This is a genomic window from Citrobacter sp. Cpo065 (assembly GCF_030332805.1).
Lineage (GTDB): Bacteria > Pseudomonadota > Gammaproteobacteria > Enterobacterales > Enterobacteriaceae > Citrobacter > Citrobacter portucalensis.
The window spans coordinates 294,872-312,214 of record NZ_JAOWHC010000019.1; the positions used below are offsets into that span (position 1 = coordinate 294,872).

Here is a 17,343-nt window from a genome sequence, read left to right on the forward strand (position 1 = left end):
TGCAGTGAAACAGGCTAATCATGATCCTCATCATTTATGCGCATCCCTATCCGCAGCATTCGCATGCGAATAAGCGGATGCTTGAACAGGCAAGGACGCTGGAGGGCGTGGAGATCCGCTCGCTCTACCAGCTCTACCCCGACTTCAATATCGATATTGCCGCTGAACAGGATGCGCTGGCACGCGCTGATTTGATCATCTGGCAGCATCCGATGCAGTGGTACAGCATACCTCCATTACTCAAGCTGTGGATGGACAAGGTCCTTTCGCACGGCTGGGCGTATGGTCATGGCGGTACTGCGCTGCACGGTAAACATCTGTTGTGGGCGGTGACGACCGGCGGCGGTGAAAACCACTTCGATATTGGCTCCCATCCCGGATTTGATGTGCTTTCTCAACCCTTACAGGCGACGGCACTTTATTGTGGCCTCAAATGGCTACCGCCGTTTGCGATGCACTGTACGTTTATCTGTGATGATGAAACCCTGCAAGCGCAGGCTCGTCACTACAAACAGCGTCTGATGGAATGGCAGGAGGCACACCATGGATAGCCATACGCTGATACAGGCGCTGATTTATCTCGGATCGGCGGCGCTGATTGTCCCCATCGCCGTACGGCTGGGACTCGGGTCGGTACTGGGGTATCTCATCGCCGGGTGCATTATCGGCCCCTGGGGCCTGAGGCTGGTGACGGACGCTGAATCCATCCTGCATTTTGCGGAGATCGGTGTGGTGCTGATGCTGTTTGTCATTGGTCTGGAGCTGGATCCGCAACGTTTGTGGAAACTGCGAGCATCGGTGTTCGGCGGCGGCGCATTGCAAATGGTGGTCTGCGGAGGCCTGATTGGTGTGTTCTGTATGTTCCTCGGCCTGCGCTGGCAGGTAGCGGAGCTGATCGGCATGACGCTGGCGCTTTCCTCTACGGCTATCGCTATGCAGGCGATGAATGAACGCAACCTGATGGTGTCGCAAATGGGCCGCAGCGCGTTTGCCGTGCTGCTGTTCCAGGATATCGCGGCCATTCCACTGGTGGCGATGATCCCATTATTGGCAGCGAGTGGCGCATCAACAACGCTTGGGGCGTTTGCATTGTCTGCCCTTAAGGTAGCGGGCGCACTGGTGCTGGTGGTGCTGTTAGGTCGTTATGTCACACGTCCTGCCTTGCGTTTTGTCGCCCGTTCGGGCCTGCGGGAAGTGTTCAGTGCCGTTGCGCTGTTCCTCGTGTTTGGCTTCGGTCTGCTGTTGGAAGAGGTTGGATTGTCGATGGCGATGGGGGCATTCCTGGCCGGGGTGCTGCTGGCAAGCTCTGAGTATCGTCACGCGTTGGAAAGCGACATTGAACCATTTAAAGGACTGCTGCTGGGGCTGTTTTTCATCGGTGTAGGGATGTCTATCGACTTTGGTACGCTGATTGATAATCCCTTGCGCATTATCATTCTACTGGTCGGTTTCCTGGTTATCAAAACCGTCATGCTGTGGTTGATAGCGAAACCGTTGCAGGTGCCGAACAAGCAGCGTCGCTGGTTTGCCGTATTATTAGGGCAGGGCAGTGAGTTTGCCTTTGTGGTGTTTGGCGCGGCGCAAATGGCAAATGTGCTCGATCCTGACTGGGCGAAATCGCTGACGCTGGCGGTGGCGTTGTCGATGGCGGCTACGCCGATTTTGCTGGTGATTTTGACGCGTCTGGAAAAATCGGCGACTGAGGAAGAGCGCGAAGCCGATGAAATCGATGAGGAACAACCTAGGGTGATCATTGCCGGGTTTGGGCGATTTGGCCAGATAACCGGTCGTTTGCTGTTGTCGAGCGGGGTCAAAATGGTGGTTCTTGATCATGACCCGGACCATATCGAAACGCTGCGTAAATTCGGGATGAAGGTTTTCTATGGCGACGCGACCCGGATGGATCTGCTGGAATCTGCCGGGGCGGCGAAAGCTGAAGTTATTATTAATGCCATTGACGATCCGCAAACCAGCCTGCAGTTAACCGAAATGGTGAAAGAGCATTTCCCGCATCTGCAAATTATTGCTCGTGCGCGCGACGTGGATCATTACATCCGCCTGCGCCAGGCGGGCGTGGATATGCCGGAACGTGAAACCTTTGAAGGTGCACTGAAGACCGGACGTCTGGCGCTGGAAGGTCTCGGGCTAGGGCGCTATGAGGCACGTGAGCGGGCTGACGTATTCCGCCGATTCAATACCATGATGGTAGAGGAGATGGTGAAAGGGGAAAATGACGCGACTTCCCGCGCGGCCGTTTATAAACGCACCAGCGCAATGCTGAGTGAAATTATTGCGGAAGATCGTCAGCACTTATCGTTAATTCAACGCCATGGCTGGCAAGGCACGGATGAAGGTAAGCATACGGGCGACGTCGCCGATGAGCCGGAAGTGAAACCGTCAGCATAGGGTAAAAAATGTGATGTTCTGCAAACTTTACTGCTAATTGGCTGTTTTTGAACTACTGTAATGCTGGCGTACCACCTTAAATAGGTCGGTTCGCCAGCAGAACGGAAAATTTTCCTGTTCATCCTCTTTCCGCCAGTCGACGAAAGATTGCGCTTTCCGTATAGTGGCGACAATTTTTTTGTATCCGGGAAATATTCAATGATCAGTCTGATTGCGGCGTTAGCGGTAGATCGCGTCATCGGTATGGAGAACGCCATGCCGTGGAACCTCCCTGCCGATCTCGCCTGGTTTAAACGTAATACCTTAAACAAGCCGGTTGTCATGGGACGCCACACCTGGGAATCCATCGGGCGACCGTTACCTGGGCGTAAAAATATCGTCATCAGCAGTAAGCCTGGCACCGACGATCGCGTGCAGTGGGTGAAGTCTGTGGATGAAGCAATTGCGGCCTGCGGCGATGAACCTGAAATTATGGTAATTGGCGGTGGGCGTGTGTATGAGCAGTTCCTGCCAAAAGCACAGAAACTGTATCTGACGCACATTGATGCGGAAGTGGAAGGGGATACGCATTTCCCGGACTACGAACCGGATGACTGGGAATCGGTGTTCAGTGAATTCCACGATGCCGACGCGCAAAACTCTCACAGCTACTGCTTCGAGATTCTGGAACGTCGTTAATACTGTAAGTGCCGGATGGCGGCGAAACGCCTTATCATCCAGCTTATGTAGGCCGGATAAGGTGCGAGCACCGCATCCGGCAAACGACTATCAGGCGTTGACCGCTTCGCCAGGATCCAGATTCAGATGGCGATTTGACGGCTGCACGAAGTACTGTTTGTCTTCCCAGCGCAGACAGGTGAGATCCCCTCCCCAGCAACACCCCGTATCCAGCGCGTAAATACCTTCTGGCGTGCCTTTACCCTCCAGCGATGCCCAGTGCCCGAATGCAATGCTGTATGCTTCACTGACAGGTCCAGGAATGGCAAACCACGGCTTCAGCGGAGCAGGTGCGTCTTCTGGTGACTCTTTGCTGTACATATCCAACTGACCGTTAGGGAAGCAGTAACGCATGCGGGTAAAGGCGTTGGTAATAAAACGCAGGCGCGCCAGCCCGGTCAGTTCCGGGGTCCAGTTATTGGGCATGTCGCCGTACATCGCATCAAGGAAGAAGGGATACGAGTCGCTCGACAGCACGGCTTCAACATCGCGAGCACAGTCTTTTGCCGTCTGCAGGTCCCACTGTGGGGTGATACCGGCATGCGCCATCACCAGCTTCTTCTCTTCATCTACCTGCAACAGCGGTTGACGGCGGAGCCAGTTAAGTAATTCGTCGGCATCCGGTGCTTCGAGCAGCGATGTGACCCTGTCTTTAGGTTTATTACGACTGATACCAGCAAATACGGCCAGCAGGTGTAAATCGTGATTACCCAATACTAACCGCACGCTGTCGCCCAGTGATTTCACGTAGCGCAAAACGTCCAGCGAGCCCGGTCCACGAGCGACCAGATCGCCGGTGAGCCATAGGGTGTCTTTTTCGGAATTAAAGTCTACCTGATGCAGCAAGGCTACCAGTTCATCGTAACAACCGTGAACGTCGCCAATAAGGTATGTCGCCATAGTTATTGTTTTAATGAATGAGTGTTGGAACGGCGAGTCGGAATACGGGAATATCGATGGTAAAGGCGATGCCTTGTTCATCGATCATTTCGTAATGACCCTGCATGGTGCCCAGCGGTGTTTCAATCACCGCACCGCTGGTGTACTGGTACTCTTCGCCGGGTTCGATGTGGGGCTGGACGCCAACCACGCCTTCACCCTGAACTTCGGTTTCGCGGCCATGACCATTAGTGATCAACCAATAACGCCCCAACAGCTGCACAGGCGCTCGCCCCAAATTGCGGATAGTTACGGTGTAAGCAAAAACGTAACGTTCATCATCAGGTGAGGATTGCGCCTCAATGTAGACGCTTTGTACCTGAATGCACACTCGGGGCGAATTGATCATGTTTAACTCTCCTTCGATGGCGCGTTTTCTGACAGATAGTTAGCCATCCGGCAGTATTGCGCGACAGAGATATTTTCCGCTCGCATCGCCGGATCAATGCCCAGCTCTGTCAGTACTTCAACGCTAAACAGGTTGCCGAGACTGTTACGTACCGTTTTACGGCGCTGATTAAACGCTTCGGTGGTAATACGGCTCAGCACACGAACATCTTTAACCGGGTACGGCATCGTCGTATGAGGGACCAGACGCACAACGGCTGAATCAACTTTAGGCGCTGGCGTAAATGCGGAAGGCGGTACTTCAAGTACCGGGATCACATTGCAGTAATACTGCGCCATGACGCTTAATCGACCATACGCTTTACTGTTTGGCCCTGCAACCAGACGATTCACCACCTCTTTTTGCAACATGAAATGCATGTCGGCAATGGCATCAGTATAGGAAAAAAGATGGAACATGAGCGGCGTGGAGATGTTGTACGGCAGGTTGCCGAATACGCGCAGCGGCTGTCCCATCGTTTGTGCCAGTTCGCCGAAGTTCATGGTCATGGCATCTTGCTGATAAATCGTCAGCTTAGGCCCTAAAAACGGGTGTGTCTGTAGGCGTGCTGCCAGATCGCGGTCGAGTTCAATGACCGTGAGCTTGTCCAGACGTTCGCCTACTGGTTCGGTCAATGCCGCCAGGCCCGGGCCGATTTCGACCATAGCCTGACCTTTCTGCGGGTTGATAGCAGAGACAATACTTTCGATCACAAACTGATCGTTGAGGAAGTTCTGCCCGAAACGTTTACGGGCTAAATGGCCCTGATGGACTCGATTATTCATTGGTATTAACAATCATTTTGATGGCGAGATTAAGCGCCGTAATAAAACTGCCGACATCTGCTTGTCCACGGCCCGCGAGTTCAAGTGCGGTGCCGTGATCGACGGATGTGCGAATAAAGGGCAGGCCCAGCGTGATATTCACACCGCGACCAAATCCCTGGTATTTTAGCACGGGGAGACCCTGATCGTGGTACATTGCCAGCACGGCATCCGCGTGGTCGAGATATTTGGGCTGAAACAGCGTATCTGCGGGCAGCGGACCGTTTAATTTCATTCCCTGCGCACGCAGTTCATCGAGTACCGGAATGATGGTATCTATCTCTTCCGTTCCCATATGACCGCCTTCACCAGCATGCGGGTTAAGACCGCACACCAGAATATGCGGATCGGCAATGCCGAACTTGGTGCGTAAATCATGATGCAAAATGCCGATCACTTCCTGAAGCAGGGCGGGCGTAATGGCGTCGGCAACGGCTCTGAGCGGCAAATGCGTGGTTGCCAGGGCAACGCGCAGCTCTTCGGTCGCCAGCATCATAACAACTTTCTTTGCCTGTGAGCGCTCTTCAAAAAACTCGGTATGTCCGGTAAACGGGACGCCAGCGTCATTGATAACGCCCTTGTGAACCGGGCCGGTGATCAGCGCCGCAAACTCACCTTGCAGACAGCCATCGCAGGCGCGAGCCAGCGTATCCACCACATATTGCCCGTTTTCTACCGCCAACTGACCCGCGACAACAGGTGCCCGCAGCGCAATCGGTAACAGCGTCAATGTGCCTGCTGATTGCGGTTTGGCTGGGGTATCTGGAGAGTAGGGGAGGAGTGAAAGCGGTAAACCGAGCATCGCTGCCCGGTCATTGAGGAGTGCTGCATCCGCACAGACAACGAGTTCTACAGGCCAATCGCGCTGGGCGAGCTGAACCACCAGGTCCGGGCCAATCCCGGCAGGTTCGCCGGGAGTGATAACAACGCGTTGAGCTCGAGTCATTAGTTGCTCAGAACTTTAACGTAAGCGCTGGCGCGCTGTTCCTGCATCCAGGTTGCTGCTTCTTCCGAGAATTTACGGTTCATCAGCATACGGTAAGCTCTGTCTTTCTGCGCTGCGTCAGTTTTATCAACGTTACGCGTATCCAGCAGTTCGATCAGATGCCAACCGAAAGAGGAGTGCACCGGGGCGCTCATCTGGCCTTTGTTAAGTTTGGTCAGTGCATCGCGGAAAGCAGGGTCGAAAATATCCGCTGCAGCCCAGCCCAGATCGCCGCCCTGGTTGGCAGAGCCTGGATCCTGAGAAAACTCTTTAGCGGCTGCCGCGAAGGTAGTTTTACCGCTCTTAATATCTGCCGCGATTTGTTCCAGCTTCAGACGCGCCTGCTGATCGGTCATGATCGGCGACGGCTTAAGCAGAATGTGGCGAGCATGAACTTCAGTCACGGAGATGCTCTGGCTTTGGCCACGCATATCGTTGACTTTCAGGATGTGGAAGCCGACACCGGAACGAATTGGGCCAATGATATCGCCTTTTTTCGCAGTGCTTAACGCCTGGGCAAAGATACCCGGCAGCTCCTGAATACGTCCCCAACCCATCTGACCGCCTTTCAGCGCCTGCTGGTCAGCGGAATAAGTAATAGCCAGTTTGCCGAAATCACTACCGTTACGCGCTTCATCAACAACAGAGCGCGCCTGGCTTTCAGCCGCGTTAACCTGGTCAGACGTTGGGTTTTCCGGTAATGGGATCAGAATGTGGCTCAGGTTCAGCTCGGTGCTGGCATCGTTTTGGTTGCCTACCTGCTGCGCCAGGGCATCCACTTCCTGAGGCAGGATAGTGACGCGACGGCGAACTTCGTTGTTACGCACTTCGGAGATGGTCATCTCTTTGCGGATCTGGCTACGATAGGTTGAATAGCTTAAGCCATCCTGTGCCAGACGGCTGCGCATCTGATCCAGCGTCATGTTGTTCTGCTTGGCGATGTTGGCAATAGCCTGATCCAACTGCTCGTCAGAGATTTTCACCCCCATCTTTTGACCCATTTGCAGGAGGATTTGATCCATGATCAAACGTTCCAGGATCTGATGACGCAGCGTAGCGTCATCCGGTAATTGCTGACCTGCCTGACCTGCATTCAGTTTTACTGACTGCATTAAGCCATCGACGTCGCTTTCCAGAACGACGCCGTTATTGACGACGGCTGCGACTTTATCGACTACCTGTGGGGCAGCGAAACTGGTATTCGCGATCATGGCGATACCGAGAAGCAGCGTTTTCCAGTTCTTCATACTTTTTCCATTTCAATTAACCGCAATGCGGATTACGTTGTAAATCAATCAGATCATAAAGCGCTTTGATACGGCAAAATGTTCGAACGTAACATTTGAGTCGTGCCGAGACCGTAGTTTGAGCTCAGGCCGCGGAGTTCGATATTAAAGCCGATCGTGTTGTCATAAATCGCGTGCTGCATTTTGTCATCCCAACCGTTCAGCTTACGCTCGTAGCCAAAGCGAATGGCGTAACAGCAGGAGTTGTACTGTAAGCCCAACATTGAATCTGCTTCTTTGTTCACGTTGGTATCGAAGTAGTAAGCACCAACAATCGACCAACGATCGGCGATCGGGAAGCTTGCCACTGCGCCCACCTGCGAAATCCCGTTTTCATACTGGGCGTTAGTTACATCACGTGAAGGTACAGCGGCCTTAATATACTCTGGGCTGGCATAACGGTAGTTCAACTGCAGCATACGGTTTTCGTCGCGTCGGTATTCGATACTGCTATTGCTGGTGGCTATGCTATCCAGACGCGTGTCGTACTGGATCCCACTGCGTAAACCCCAACGCTCGGAGATGCGCCAGTAGGTATCGCCAGCCCATACCAGTGAACCTGTTTTGTCGTCATTCTCCCATTCTGTATGGTCATCGCCAGTGCGAGACTCGGTGAAATAGTAGATTTGACCCACAGAAATATTAAAACGTTCAACTGCCGCGTCATCATAAACGCGAGATGTGACCCCGGTCGTTACCTGGTTGGCAGAAGCGATGCGGTCCAGACCACTATAGGTGCGGTCACGGAACAGGCCGCTGTAGTCAGATTGCAGCAGGGAGGAGTCATAGTTATTGATATGACTTTGGTTGCGATACGGGACGTACAGGTACTGCGCGCGCGGCTCCAGCGTCTGGGTATAACCCGGCGCCAGCATTTGCATGTCACGCTCGAATACCATCTTGCCGTCGACTTTAAACTGCGGCATGACGCGGTTGGCGGAATCATCAAGCTTAGTGGCATTATTGGTGTTATACCAATCCAGGTTGGTCTGCTGGTAGTGCGTTGCCAGCAGCTTCGCTTCGGTATTGACACTGCCCCAGTTATTCGACAACGGCAGATTGATCGTCGGTTCCAGGTGAACACGCGTTGCTTCCGGCATGTAATCCTTGGTATTAACGAAATGCACCGCTTGCCCATAAATCCGGGTATCGAACGGACCGACGTCATTCTGATAGAAATTAACGTCTAGCTGTGGCTGAGCGGAGTAGCTACTGTTGTTCTGATCAGCAAAGACCTGGAACTGCTTGGTCGATACCGTGGCGTCAAAGTTCTGCACCGCGTATCCGACGCTGAATTTTTGCGTGGCGTAGCCATCGGTACTGGAACCGTACTTGTTGTCAAAGTCGTTAAAGTAGCTGGAGTCGCTGACCTTGGTGTAGTCGACGTTGAAACGCCACACCTGGTCCATTACGCCAGCGTGCTGCCAGTAGAACAGCCAGCGACGTGAATTGTCATCCTTCGGATGTTCGTCCTCGTACACTTTATCGGAATTCAGATAGTCAAACTCCATCAAGCCCGCACCCGCCTGGGTGAGGTAGCGGAATTCGTTCTCCCACATGATCCCGCCACGACGGTGCATATAATGTGGCGTGATGGTGGCGTCCATATTGGGCGCAATGTTCCAGTAATACGGGAGGTAGAACTCAAAATAGTTATTGGTGGAATATTTTGCGTTCGGGATCAGGAAACCGGAACGGCGCTTATCGCCGACGGGTAACTGTAAATAAGGACTGTAAAAGACCGGAACCGGACCCAGTTTAAAACGGGCGTTCCAGATCTCCGCGACCTGTTCTTCACGGTCGTGGATAACTTCGCTACCGACGACGCTCCAGGTATCTGAACCTGGCAGACAGGAGGTAAAGCTACCGTTTTCCAGAATGGTATAACGGTTTTCCCCACGCTGTTTCATCAGGTCGGCTTTCCCGCGCCCCTGACGGCCCACCATCTGGTAATCACCTTCCCAGATGTTGGTATCTTTGGTATTCAGATTGGACCAGCCCTTCGGCCCCTTCAGAATAACCTGATTGTCGTCATAATGGACATTGCCCAACGCATCGACGGTACGTACTGGCTCCGGCTGGCCTTCAGCCTGCTTCTGATGAAGCTGTACTTCGTCGGCCTGCAGGCGGCTGTTACCCTGTGCGATATCCACGTTGCCGGTAAACACCGCGTCATCGGGATAATTCCCTTTTGCGTTGTCGGCATTGATGGTGACGGGTAACTCATTAGTCTCGCCCTGTACCAGAGGACGGTCATAGCTCGGCACGCCCAGCATACACTGTGAGGCGAGATCGGCTGCCAGGCCCTGATGGCTATAGAGGGTGCTGGCAATCATGGTGGCCAGAAGAGTGGGAATACGTTTTTTCATACGTTGTATTTATTGTTCCATCATCAGTAGCGTCGCGCGTGACAAACGGTCACAGCCTAACTTATCTCATCTTCACTTCGCTAGTATTAATCCTGCCCATTTTATACCCGCCACCTTTCAAGCTGCATCTTCGTTGTCTTCCTCGTTCACCCCAGTCACTTACATGGGTAAGCTCCAGGGGACTCACTACGTTGCCGCCTTGCTGCAACTCGAAATCCAACGAGTATAGCGTTTGTGGTGTTAGGCACGGCATTGAATGACAGGTATGATAATGCAAATTATAGGCGATGTCCCACAATTGACCGCAGCCGTAAATCGGTAAAAGCACCTTATATTGTGGGACATAGCCTGGCTGAGAGCGGAAAGATTTGGGGAGTCTATGCAGTATTGGGGAAAGATAATTGGTGTAGCCGTGGCCTTAATGATGGGCGGCGGCTTCTGGGGTGTGGTTCTGGGGCTGTTAGTTGGCCACATGTTCGACAAAGCCCGCATGCGCAAAATGGCGTGGTTCGCCAACCAACGTGAACGCCAGGCGCTGTTTTTTGCCACCACTTTTGAGGTGATGGGACATCTGACCAAATCCAAAGGTCGCGTCACGGAAGCCGATATACATATCGCCAGCCAGTTGATGGATCGGATGAATTTGCACGGTGACTCGCGAACGGCTGCACAACATGCCTTCCGGGTAGGAAAATCGGATAATTACCCATTACGTGAAAAGATGCGTCAGTTTCGCAGCGTCTGTTTTGGTCGATTCGATCTGATCCGCATGTTTCTGGAGATTCAGATCCAGGCGGCATTTGCCGATGGGTCGTTGCATCCTAACGAACGTGAAGTGCTGTATGTGATTGCTGAAGAGTTGGGGATCTCACGCACCCAATTTGATCAGTTCCTGCGCATGATGCAGGGCGGCGCACAGTTTGGCGGCGGATATCAGCAGCAGTCTGGCGGCGGTGGCTGGCAGCAGGCGCAACGAGGCCCGACGCTGGAAGACGCCTGTAATGTGCTGGGTGTGAAAACGACCGACGATGCGACCACCATCAAGCGGGCTTACCGTAAGCTGATGAGCGAGCACCATCCGGACAAACTGGTTGCGAAAGGTCTGCCGCCAGAGATGATGGAAATGGCGAAGCAAAAAGCGCAGGAAATCCAAAAAGCTTACGAGCTGATTAAGGATCAAAAAGGATTCAAGTGATTGAATTGCCGGATGCAGCTAGCGCCTTATCCGGCCTACGTTAATGAATGTATGCCGGGTAAGCGAAGCGCCCCCGGCATAAATTGGCTCAGAATTTAAAAATCCGCCGGGACTTTAAACGTCATACTGTTGCCGTATTCGGGATGCGTGATGGTTAACATCTCTGCATGCAGCAACAGGCGCGGCGCTAACGCCAGAGCTTCCGGCGGAGCATAGAAGCGGTCGCCCAGGATAGGATGCCCTAAAGCCAGCATATGCACACGCAGCTGGTGGGAGCGTCCGGTAATGGGCTTGAGCACTACCCGGGCGGTGTTATCCGCCGCGAACTCCACGACTTCATACTCGGTCTGCGCCGATTTCCCGGTCTCATAACATACTTTTTGCTTTGGCCTGTTTGGCCAGTCGCAAATCAGCGGTAAATCAACCAGACCCTCGGCCGGAGCAGGATGCCCCCAGACGCGTGCGACATACTGTTTTTTCGGTTCGCGCTCGCGAAACTGACGTTTTAGCTCGCGCTCTGCCGCTTTGGTTAGCGCGACTACAATCACGCCGCTGGTTGCCATATCCAGACGATGCACGGATTCAGCCTGCGGATAATCGCGCTGAATACGTGTCATCACGCTGTCTTTGTGCTCATCCAGACGACCTGGCACAGACAACAAGCCACTCGGCTTGTTGACCACCATAATGTGTTCATCCTGATACAGGATGACCAGCCAGGGTTCCTGCGGCGGATTGTAGTTTTCCATCCCCATGTATGGCTCCGTTACTGATGCGTCACGACGATCAGGCGCAGGGCATCGAGACGCCAGCCCGCCTGATCCAGGCTTTCCATCACCTGCTGACGGTTGCTTTCAATTGCGCTAAGTTCGTCATCACGGATGTTCGGGTTAACGGCACGCAGCGCTTCGAGACGGGAAAGTTCTGCCGTCAGCTTCTCGTCAGCTTCTTTACGCGCTGCGTCGATCAGCGCGCGGGCTGATTTTTCCACCTGCGCTTCACCGAGTTGCAAAATGGCATGAACATCCTGCTGCACGGCGTTGACCAGTTTGCTGCCGGTGTGGCGGTTAACGGCGCTGAGCTGACGGTTAAAGGTTTCGAATTCAACCTGCGCGGCAAGGTTATTGCCGTTTTTATCCAGCAGCATGCGTACCGGCGTTGGTGGCAGGAAGCGGTTTAGCTGCAGTTGTTTCGGCGCTTGCGCTTCAACAACATAGACCAGCTCAACCAGCAGTGTACCAACAGGTAATGCTTTGTTTTTCAACAACGAAATAGTGCTGCTTCCGGTGTCGCCGGAGAGGATCAGATCCAGACCATTGCGGATCAGCGGATGCTCCCAGGTAATAAATTGTGCATCTTCACGCGACAGGGCGACATCGCGCTCGAACGTAATGGTGCAGCCATCTTCCGGCAGCCCAGGAAAATCCGGCACCAGCATATGATCGGACGGCGTCAGCACGATTAAATTGTCGCCACGGTCATCCTGATTAATACCGACGATATCAAACAGGTTCATGGCGAAGGCGATCAGGCTGGTATCGTCGTCCTGTTCTTCAATACTCTCAGCCAGCGCCAGTGCTTTTTCGCCGCCGTTAGAGTGGATCTCCAGCAGGCGATCGCGACCTTGCTCTAGCTGTGCTTTCAGCGCGTCATGCTGTTCGCGGCAGGTTTTGATCAGATCGTCAAAGCCCTCGGTATTTTCTGGTTCAGCCAGGTAGCCGATCAGATTGTTATAGACCGTGTCATAGATAGTACGGCCGGTCGGACAGGTGTGTTCGAACGCATCCAGACCTTCGTGGTACCAGCGCACCAGCACAGATTGCGCGGTTTTTTCCAGGTACGGAACGTGAATCTGAATATCATGCGCCTGACCAATACGGTCCAGACGGCCAATACGCTGTTCCAGCAGATCCGGGTTGAACGGCAGGTCAAACATCACCAGATTGCTGGCGAACTGGAAGTTACGCCCTTCGGAGCCGATTTCAGAACACAGCATTACCTGGGCGCCGCTATCTTCTTCGCTAAACCATGCTGCGGCGCGGTCACGTTCAATGATCGACATCCCTTCATGGAATACGGCGGCGCGGATGCCTTCGCGCTCGCGCAGTACCTGCTCCAGCTGAAGCGCGGTAGTGGCTTTCGCGCAGATGACCAGCACTTTTTGTGAGCGGTGGCTGGTCAGGTAGCCCATCAGCCATTCCACGCGCGGGTCAAAGTTCCACCAGGTGCCGGTGTCGCCTTCGAATTCCTGATAAATCTGTTCCGGGTAGAGCATGTCGCGCGCCCGGTCTTCTGCACTTTTACGCGCGCCCATAATGCCGGAGACTTTAATCGCCGTCTGGTATTGGGTCGGCAGCGGCAGCTTGATGGTATGCAGCTCGCGTTTCGGGAAGCCTTTCACACCGTTACGGGTGTTACGGAACAGCACACGGCTGGTGCCATGGCGGTCCATCAGCATCGAAACCAGCTCCTGACGTGCGCTCTGGGCGTCTTCGCTGTCGCTGTTTGCCGCCTGCAATAGCGGCTCAATGTCCTGCTCGCCAATCATGTCGCCTAACATGTTCAGCTCATTGTTACTCAGCTTGTTACCTGCCAGCAGCATGGCGACGGCGTCGGCGACCGGACGATAATTTTTTTGCTCTTCAACAAACTGGGCGAAATCATGGAAACGGCTAGGGTCCAGCAGGCGCAGGCGGGCAAAGTGACTTTCCATGCCCAGCTGCTCCGGTGTCGCGGTTAGCAGCAGGATGCCCGGCACACGTTCTGCCAGTTGTTCAATGGCCATATATTCGCGGCTGGGCGCGTCTTCGCTCCACACAAGGTGATGGGCTTCATCGACAATCAGCAGATCCCACTCGGCGTCACACAGGTGCTCCAGACGTTGTTTATTACGACGGGCAAAGTCCAGCGAGCAGATGACCAGTTGTTCGGTTTCAAACGGGTTGTAGGCGTCGTGCTGCGCTTCTGCATAACGCTCATCATCAAACAGCGCAAAACGCAGGTTGAAGCGGCGCAGCATTTCGACCAGCCACTGGTGCTGTAATGTCTCCGGGACGATGATCAGCACGCGCTCTGCGGCGCCGGACAGCAGTTGTTGATGCAGGATCATCCCGGCTTCAATGGTTTTACCTAAACCCACTTCATCTGCCAGTAAAACGCGAGGAGCATGACGACGGCCAACATCATGGGCAATGTTCAGCTGGTGAGGAATCAGGCTGGTACGTTGACCACGCAACCCACTCCACGGCATACGGTATTGTTCGCTCTGAAATTTACGGGCGCGATAGCGCAGAGCAAAGCGATCCATGCGGTCAATCTGGCCGGCAAACAGGCGATCTTGTGGTTTGCTGAATACCAGTTTGCTGTCGAGCAGTACTTCACGCAGCATGACTCCGGTTTCTTCAGTATCCAGGCGGGTTCCGATATAGGCAAGCAGGCCGTTTTCTTCTTTTACTTCATCGACATGCAGTTGCCAGCCTTCATGGCTTGTTATCGTATCGCCAGGATTGAACATCACGCGGGTCACGGGGGAATCACTGCGCGCATACAGACGGTTTTCGCCCGTCGATGAGAAAAGTAAAGTGACGGTTCGCGCATCCATGGCGACAACAGTACCAAGTCCCAATTCGCTTTCTGTATCGCTGATCCAGCGTTGACCAAGTGTAAAAGGCATATATGTTCGGCTCTATATCTTTAATTGCAGGCAATACTCGTCATTTTCCGGGCTAATCCCCGTTATTGAGAGCATACGACCCCGCTACCAGGCTAATAAATCAGTGGTAGTGGTGTTAAATGGGTCCAGGAATGGAAAGGGCGCTATGGTACTGGATGGCGGCGGTTTCGTCACGCGTCAAAATAACCCCAGTTGTCCTGTGAGTAGTGTAGCAAAATTATCGTCAATAAAGGGAAGAATTCCCTCAGCAACGGGTTGGATCTGGCGGGTCAGATAATGCTCGTAATCGAGCGCAGATAGCTGATAATCAACAGGTTCTGGGCCATTGACCGTCCAGACATATTTTATGGTTCCGCGATTCTGATACTGCGGTGGACGCCCCAGCTTTACATTCTGCTCATCGGCGAGTCGCGCGGCACGAACGTGTGGTGGAACATTTCGCTGGTATTCGCTTAACGGGCGGCGCAGGCGCTTGCGGTACACCAGTTGTTCATCCATTTCACCGGCCATCAGACGGGCAATAGTCTCGCGAACAAACTCCTGATAAGGTTCGTTACGAAAAATTCGCAGGTATAGCTCCTGCTGAAATTGTTGGGCCAGCGGCGTCCAGTCGGTTCGTACTGTTTCCAGTCCCTTAAACACCATACGTTGCTCTGCACCGTCCTGAATCATCCCCGCATAGCGTTTTTTACTGCCGGTATCTGCACCGCGAATGGTCGGCATCAGAAAGCGACAAAAATGGGTTTCAAATTCCAGCTCCAGCGCGCTGGTCAGATTTTGTTGCTTCAGCGATTGCGCCCACCAGGTGTTGACATAGCTCACCAGTTCCCGACCAATTCGGGCTGCATCGTCTTCTGAGTGCGCCTTTTTCAGCCAGACAAAGGTGGAATCGGTATCGCCATAAATGACATCGTAACCCTGAGCCTCAATTAACGCTTTGGTCTGGCGCATGATCGCATGGCCGCGCATGGTAATGGACGAGGCCAGTCTCGGGTCGAAAAAGCGACAGGCGGTGGTGCCCAGCACGCCGTAAAATGCATTCATGATGATTTTCAACGCCTGCGAGAGTGGCTTATTGCCGCGGCGTTTTGCTTCTTCGCGCCCGTGCCAGATCTGAGTAACGATTTCCGGCAGGCAGTGCTTTTCGCGTGAAAACCAGGCGTCAAGGAAACCTTCGGTGCTGTGTTCCGGATCCGGCTGCGCCATGCCTTCGATAAGCCCCACCGGATCGATTAAAAAAGTACGAATTATTGAGGGATACAGGCTTTTGTAATCCAGCACCAGTACGGAGTCGTACAATCCCGGGCGCGAGTCCATCACATAGCCGCCGGGACTGGCGTGCGCGGGGACTTCACCCAGATTCGGCGCCACATAACCCGCCCGGTGCATGCGCGGAAGGTAGAGGTGGCCGAAGGCGGCAACCGAACCACCGTGACGGTCGACCGGCAGACCGTTGACCGTCGAGCGCTCCAGCAGAAATGGCATGATCTCGGTTTTGTGAAAAATGCGCGTGACCAGCTCACAGTCTTTGAGATTGTAGGTGGCGAGCGCGGGTTTATCCTGGGCAAACCGACGGTCAATTTCGTCCATTCGGTCCCACGGGTTATCAATCGACTTGCCTTCACCCAGCAATTCTTGCGACACCGTTTCCAGCGAGAATGACGAGAAATTCCAGAACGCTGATTTTAGCGCCTCAATACCGTCGATAATCAGGCGCCCCTTAGCCTGAGCGAAGAATACGCCGTTCTTGAAGCCATGCTCGCGCCACTCAAGCTCGCTGCTATCACGACCAAAACGCAGGGGAATGCGGTAACGTTCGGCGTGCTTTTGCAGGACGCGTAAATCGAATTGCACGACGTTCCAGCCGATTATCACATCAGGATCGTGACGGGCAATCCAGTCATTGAGTTTTTCCAGCAACTGCGGGCGGCTTGCAACGTACTCAAGTTCAAAATCAAGCGTAGAGGCGTCGCCGTTTGCCGGGCCGAGCATATAGACAATACGTTGCCCGCAGCCTTCAAGACCGATGCAATAGAGTTCGCCGTGGCGCGTGGTTTCGATATCCAGCGATACCCATTTTAGCGGTGGTCGATAGTCAGGGTTCGGCTTCAGGCGGGCATTCACCAGCGTGCCATTATGTCTGTCGCCTTCAACCCAAACAGGGGACGTGATAAAGCGCTCCATCAGATACCGCTCAGGTGGGCGTACATCGCCCTCATAGACGGTGACTGCGTTTTCGCGCAGCAGTTTTTCCAACCGCATGAGCTGGCGATGTGAGCGGCAATACAGGCCGGAAACAGGATGGCGGTGGAAGTCTTGCAATTGCAGCGATTTCAGGCGATAGCCGTTTTCAGTGCGTAATAATGACATTACGCGAGGAACCTGACTGGTGGGAATAAACGCGACCGACTCCTGAGGCGCGAGCGTGACCTGCAGCGGCCCATCGTCTGTAGCCAGCCAGAATGAGACCTCAGTTCCCTGCGGGGTGTCCCGCCAGTGCCGGGTTAAAATAAAGCCTGCCTGCGCCACGCTGTGTATCCATTAAAAAACCAGGCATGATT

At 53.7% G+C, this 17,343-nt stretch carries 13 protein-coding genes; 4 read left to right on the forward strand and 9 right to left on the reverse strand.

Translation table 11 applies throughout. The annotated features are described in order from the left end of the window. The first annotated feature begins 20 nt into the window (after positions 1–20). From kefF to folA, 3 genes are all read left to right on the forward strand, one after another. Entirely contained in the window at positions 21–551 is a 531-nt protein-coding gene (kefF, locus tag OGY68_RS02080; protein ID WP_057068715.1) for a glutathione-regulated potassium-efflux system oxidoreductase KefF, read from the forward strand. Then, positions 544–2,406, forward strand: a complete 1,863-nt coding sequence (kefC, locus tag OGY68_RS02085; RefSeq protein ID WP_003829616.1) for a glutathione-regulated potassium-efflux system protein KefC — start codon at positions 544–546, stop codon at positions 2,404–2,406. The genes kefF and kefC overlap by 8 nt, the downstream gene beginning before the upstream one ends. Positions 2,407–2,604: 198 nt before the next feature. Next, positions 2,605–3,084, forward strand: coding sequence for a type 3 dihydrofolate reductase (gene folA, locus OGY68_RS02090; protein ID WP_003018873.1), 480 nt, complete (start codon positions 2,605–2,607; stop codon positions 3,082–3,084). Positions 3,085–3,174: 90 nt separating this feature from the next. On the opposite strand, the gene apaH is transcribed toward folA, so the two are convergent. The 6 genes from apaH to lptD are packed head-to-tail and all read right to left on the reverse strand — an operon-like array spanning position 3,175 to position 9,914. Further along, positions 3,175–4,023 (reverse strand): bis(5'-nucleosyl)-tetraphosphatase (symmetrical) ApaH, encoded by an 849-nt coding sequence (apaH, locus tag OGY68_RS02095; RefSeq protein ID WP_003829612.1) that lies wholly within the window; start codon positions 4,021–4,023, stop codon positions 3,175–3,177. A 10-nt stretch (positions 4,024–4,033) separates the two neighbouring features. Next, positions 4,034–4,411, reverse strand: coding sequence for a Co2+/Mg2+ efflux facilitator ApaG/CorD (gene apaG, locus OGY68_RS02100; protein ID WP_003018867.1), 378 nt, complete (start codon positions 4,409–4,411; stop codon positions 4,034–4,036). Between the two features lie 2 nt (positions 4,412–4,413). After that, complete coding sequence (gene rsmA, locus OGY68_RS02105; RefSeq protein ID WP_003829609.1) at positions 4,414–5,235, reverse strand: 16S rRNA (adenine(1518)-N(6)/adenine(1519)-N(6))-dimethyltransferase RsmA; 822 nt, start codon at positions 5,233–5,235, stop codon at positions 4,414–4,416. Further along, positions 5,228–6,220 (reverse strand): 4-hydroxythreonine-4-phosphate dehydrogenase PdxA, encoded by a 993-nt coding sequence (pdxA, locus tag OGY68_RS02110; RefSeq protein WP_008786171.1) that lies wholly within the window; start codon positions 6,218–6,220, stop codon positions 5,228–5,230. The genes rsmA and pdxA overlap by 8 nt, the downstream gene beginning before the upstream one ends. Continuing rightward, positions 6,220–7,506 (reverse strand): peptidylprolyl isomerase SurA, encoded by a 1,287-nt coding sequence (gene surA, locus OGY68_RS02115; RefSeq protein ID WP_003829603.1) that lies wholly within the window; start codon positions 7,504–7,506, stop codon positions 6,220–6,222. Before surA ends, pdxA begins: the two co-directional genes overlap by 1 nt. Before the next feature lie 53 nt (positions 7,507–7,559). Then, complete coding sequence (lptD, locus tag OGY68_RS02120; protein WP_286616810.1) at positions 7,560–9,914, reverse strand: LPS assembly protein LptD; 2,355 nt, start codon at positions 9,912–9,914, stop codon at positions 7,560–7,562. A 379-nt stretch (positions 9,915–10,293) separates the two neighbouring features. Here lptD and djlA point away from each other — a divergent pair, with 379 nt between their 5' ends. Beyond that, entirely contained in the window at positions 10,294–11,109 is an 816-nt protein-coding gene (gene djlA / locus OGY68_RS02125) for a co-chaperone DjlA (RefSeq protein WP_008786173.1), read from the forward strand. Positions 11,110–11,204: 95 nt separating this feature from the next. Here the strand turns inward: djlA and rluA are convergent, their stop codons facing one another. The 3 genes from rluA to polB form a co-directional block, all read right to left on the reverse strand. Continuing rightward, on the reverse strand, positions 11,205–11,864 hold the full coding sequence (gene rluA / locus OGY68_RS02130) for a bifunctional tRNA pseudouridine(32) synthase/23S rRNA pseudouridine(746) synthase RluA (RefSeq protein ID WP_003018849.1): 660 nt from the start codon (positions 11,862–11,864) through the stop codon (positions 11,205–11,207). Between the two features lie 11 nt (positions 11,865–11,875). Beyond that, positions 11,876–14,782, reverse strand: coding sequence for an RNA polymerase-associated protein RapA (gene rapA / locus OGY68_RS02135; protein WP_048236149.1), 2,907 nt, complete (start codon positions 14,780–14,782; stop codon positions 11,876–11,878). A gap of 177 nt (positions 14,783–14,959) precedes the next feature. Next, positions 14,960–17,311 (reverse strand): DNA polymerase II, encoded by a 2,352-nt coding sequence (polB, locus tag OGY68_RS02140; RefSeq protein WP_057068721.1) that lies wholly within the window; start codon positions 17,309–17,311, stop codon positions 14,960–14,962. Positions 17,312–17,343: the final 32 nt, after the last annotated feature.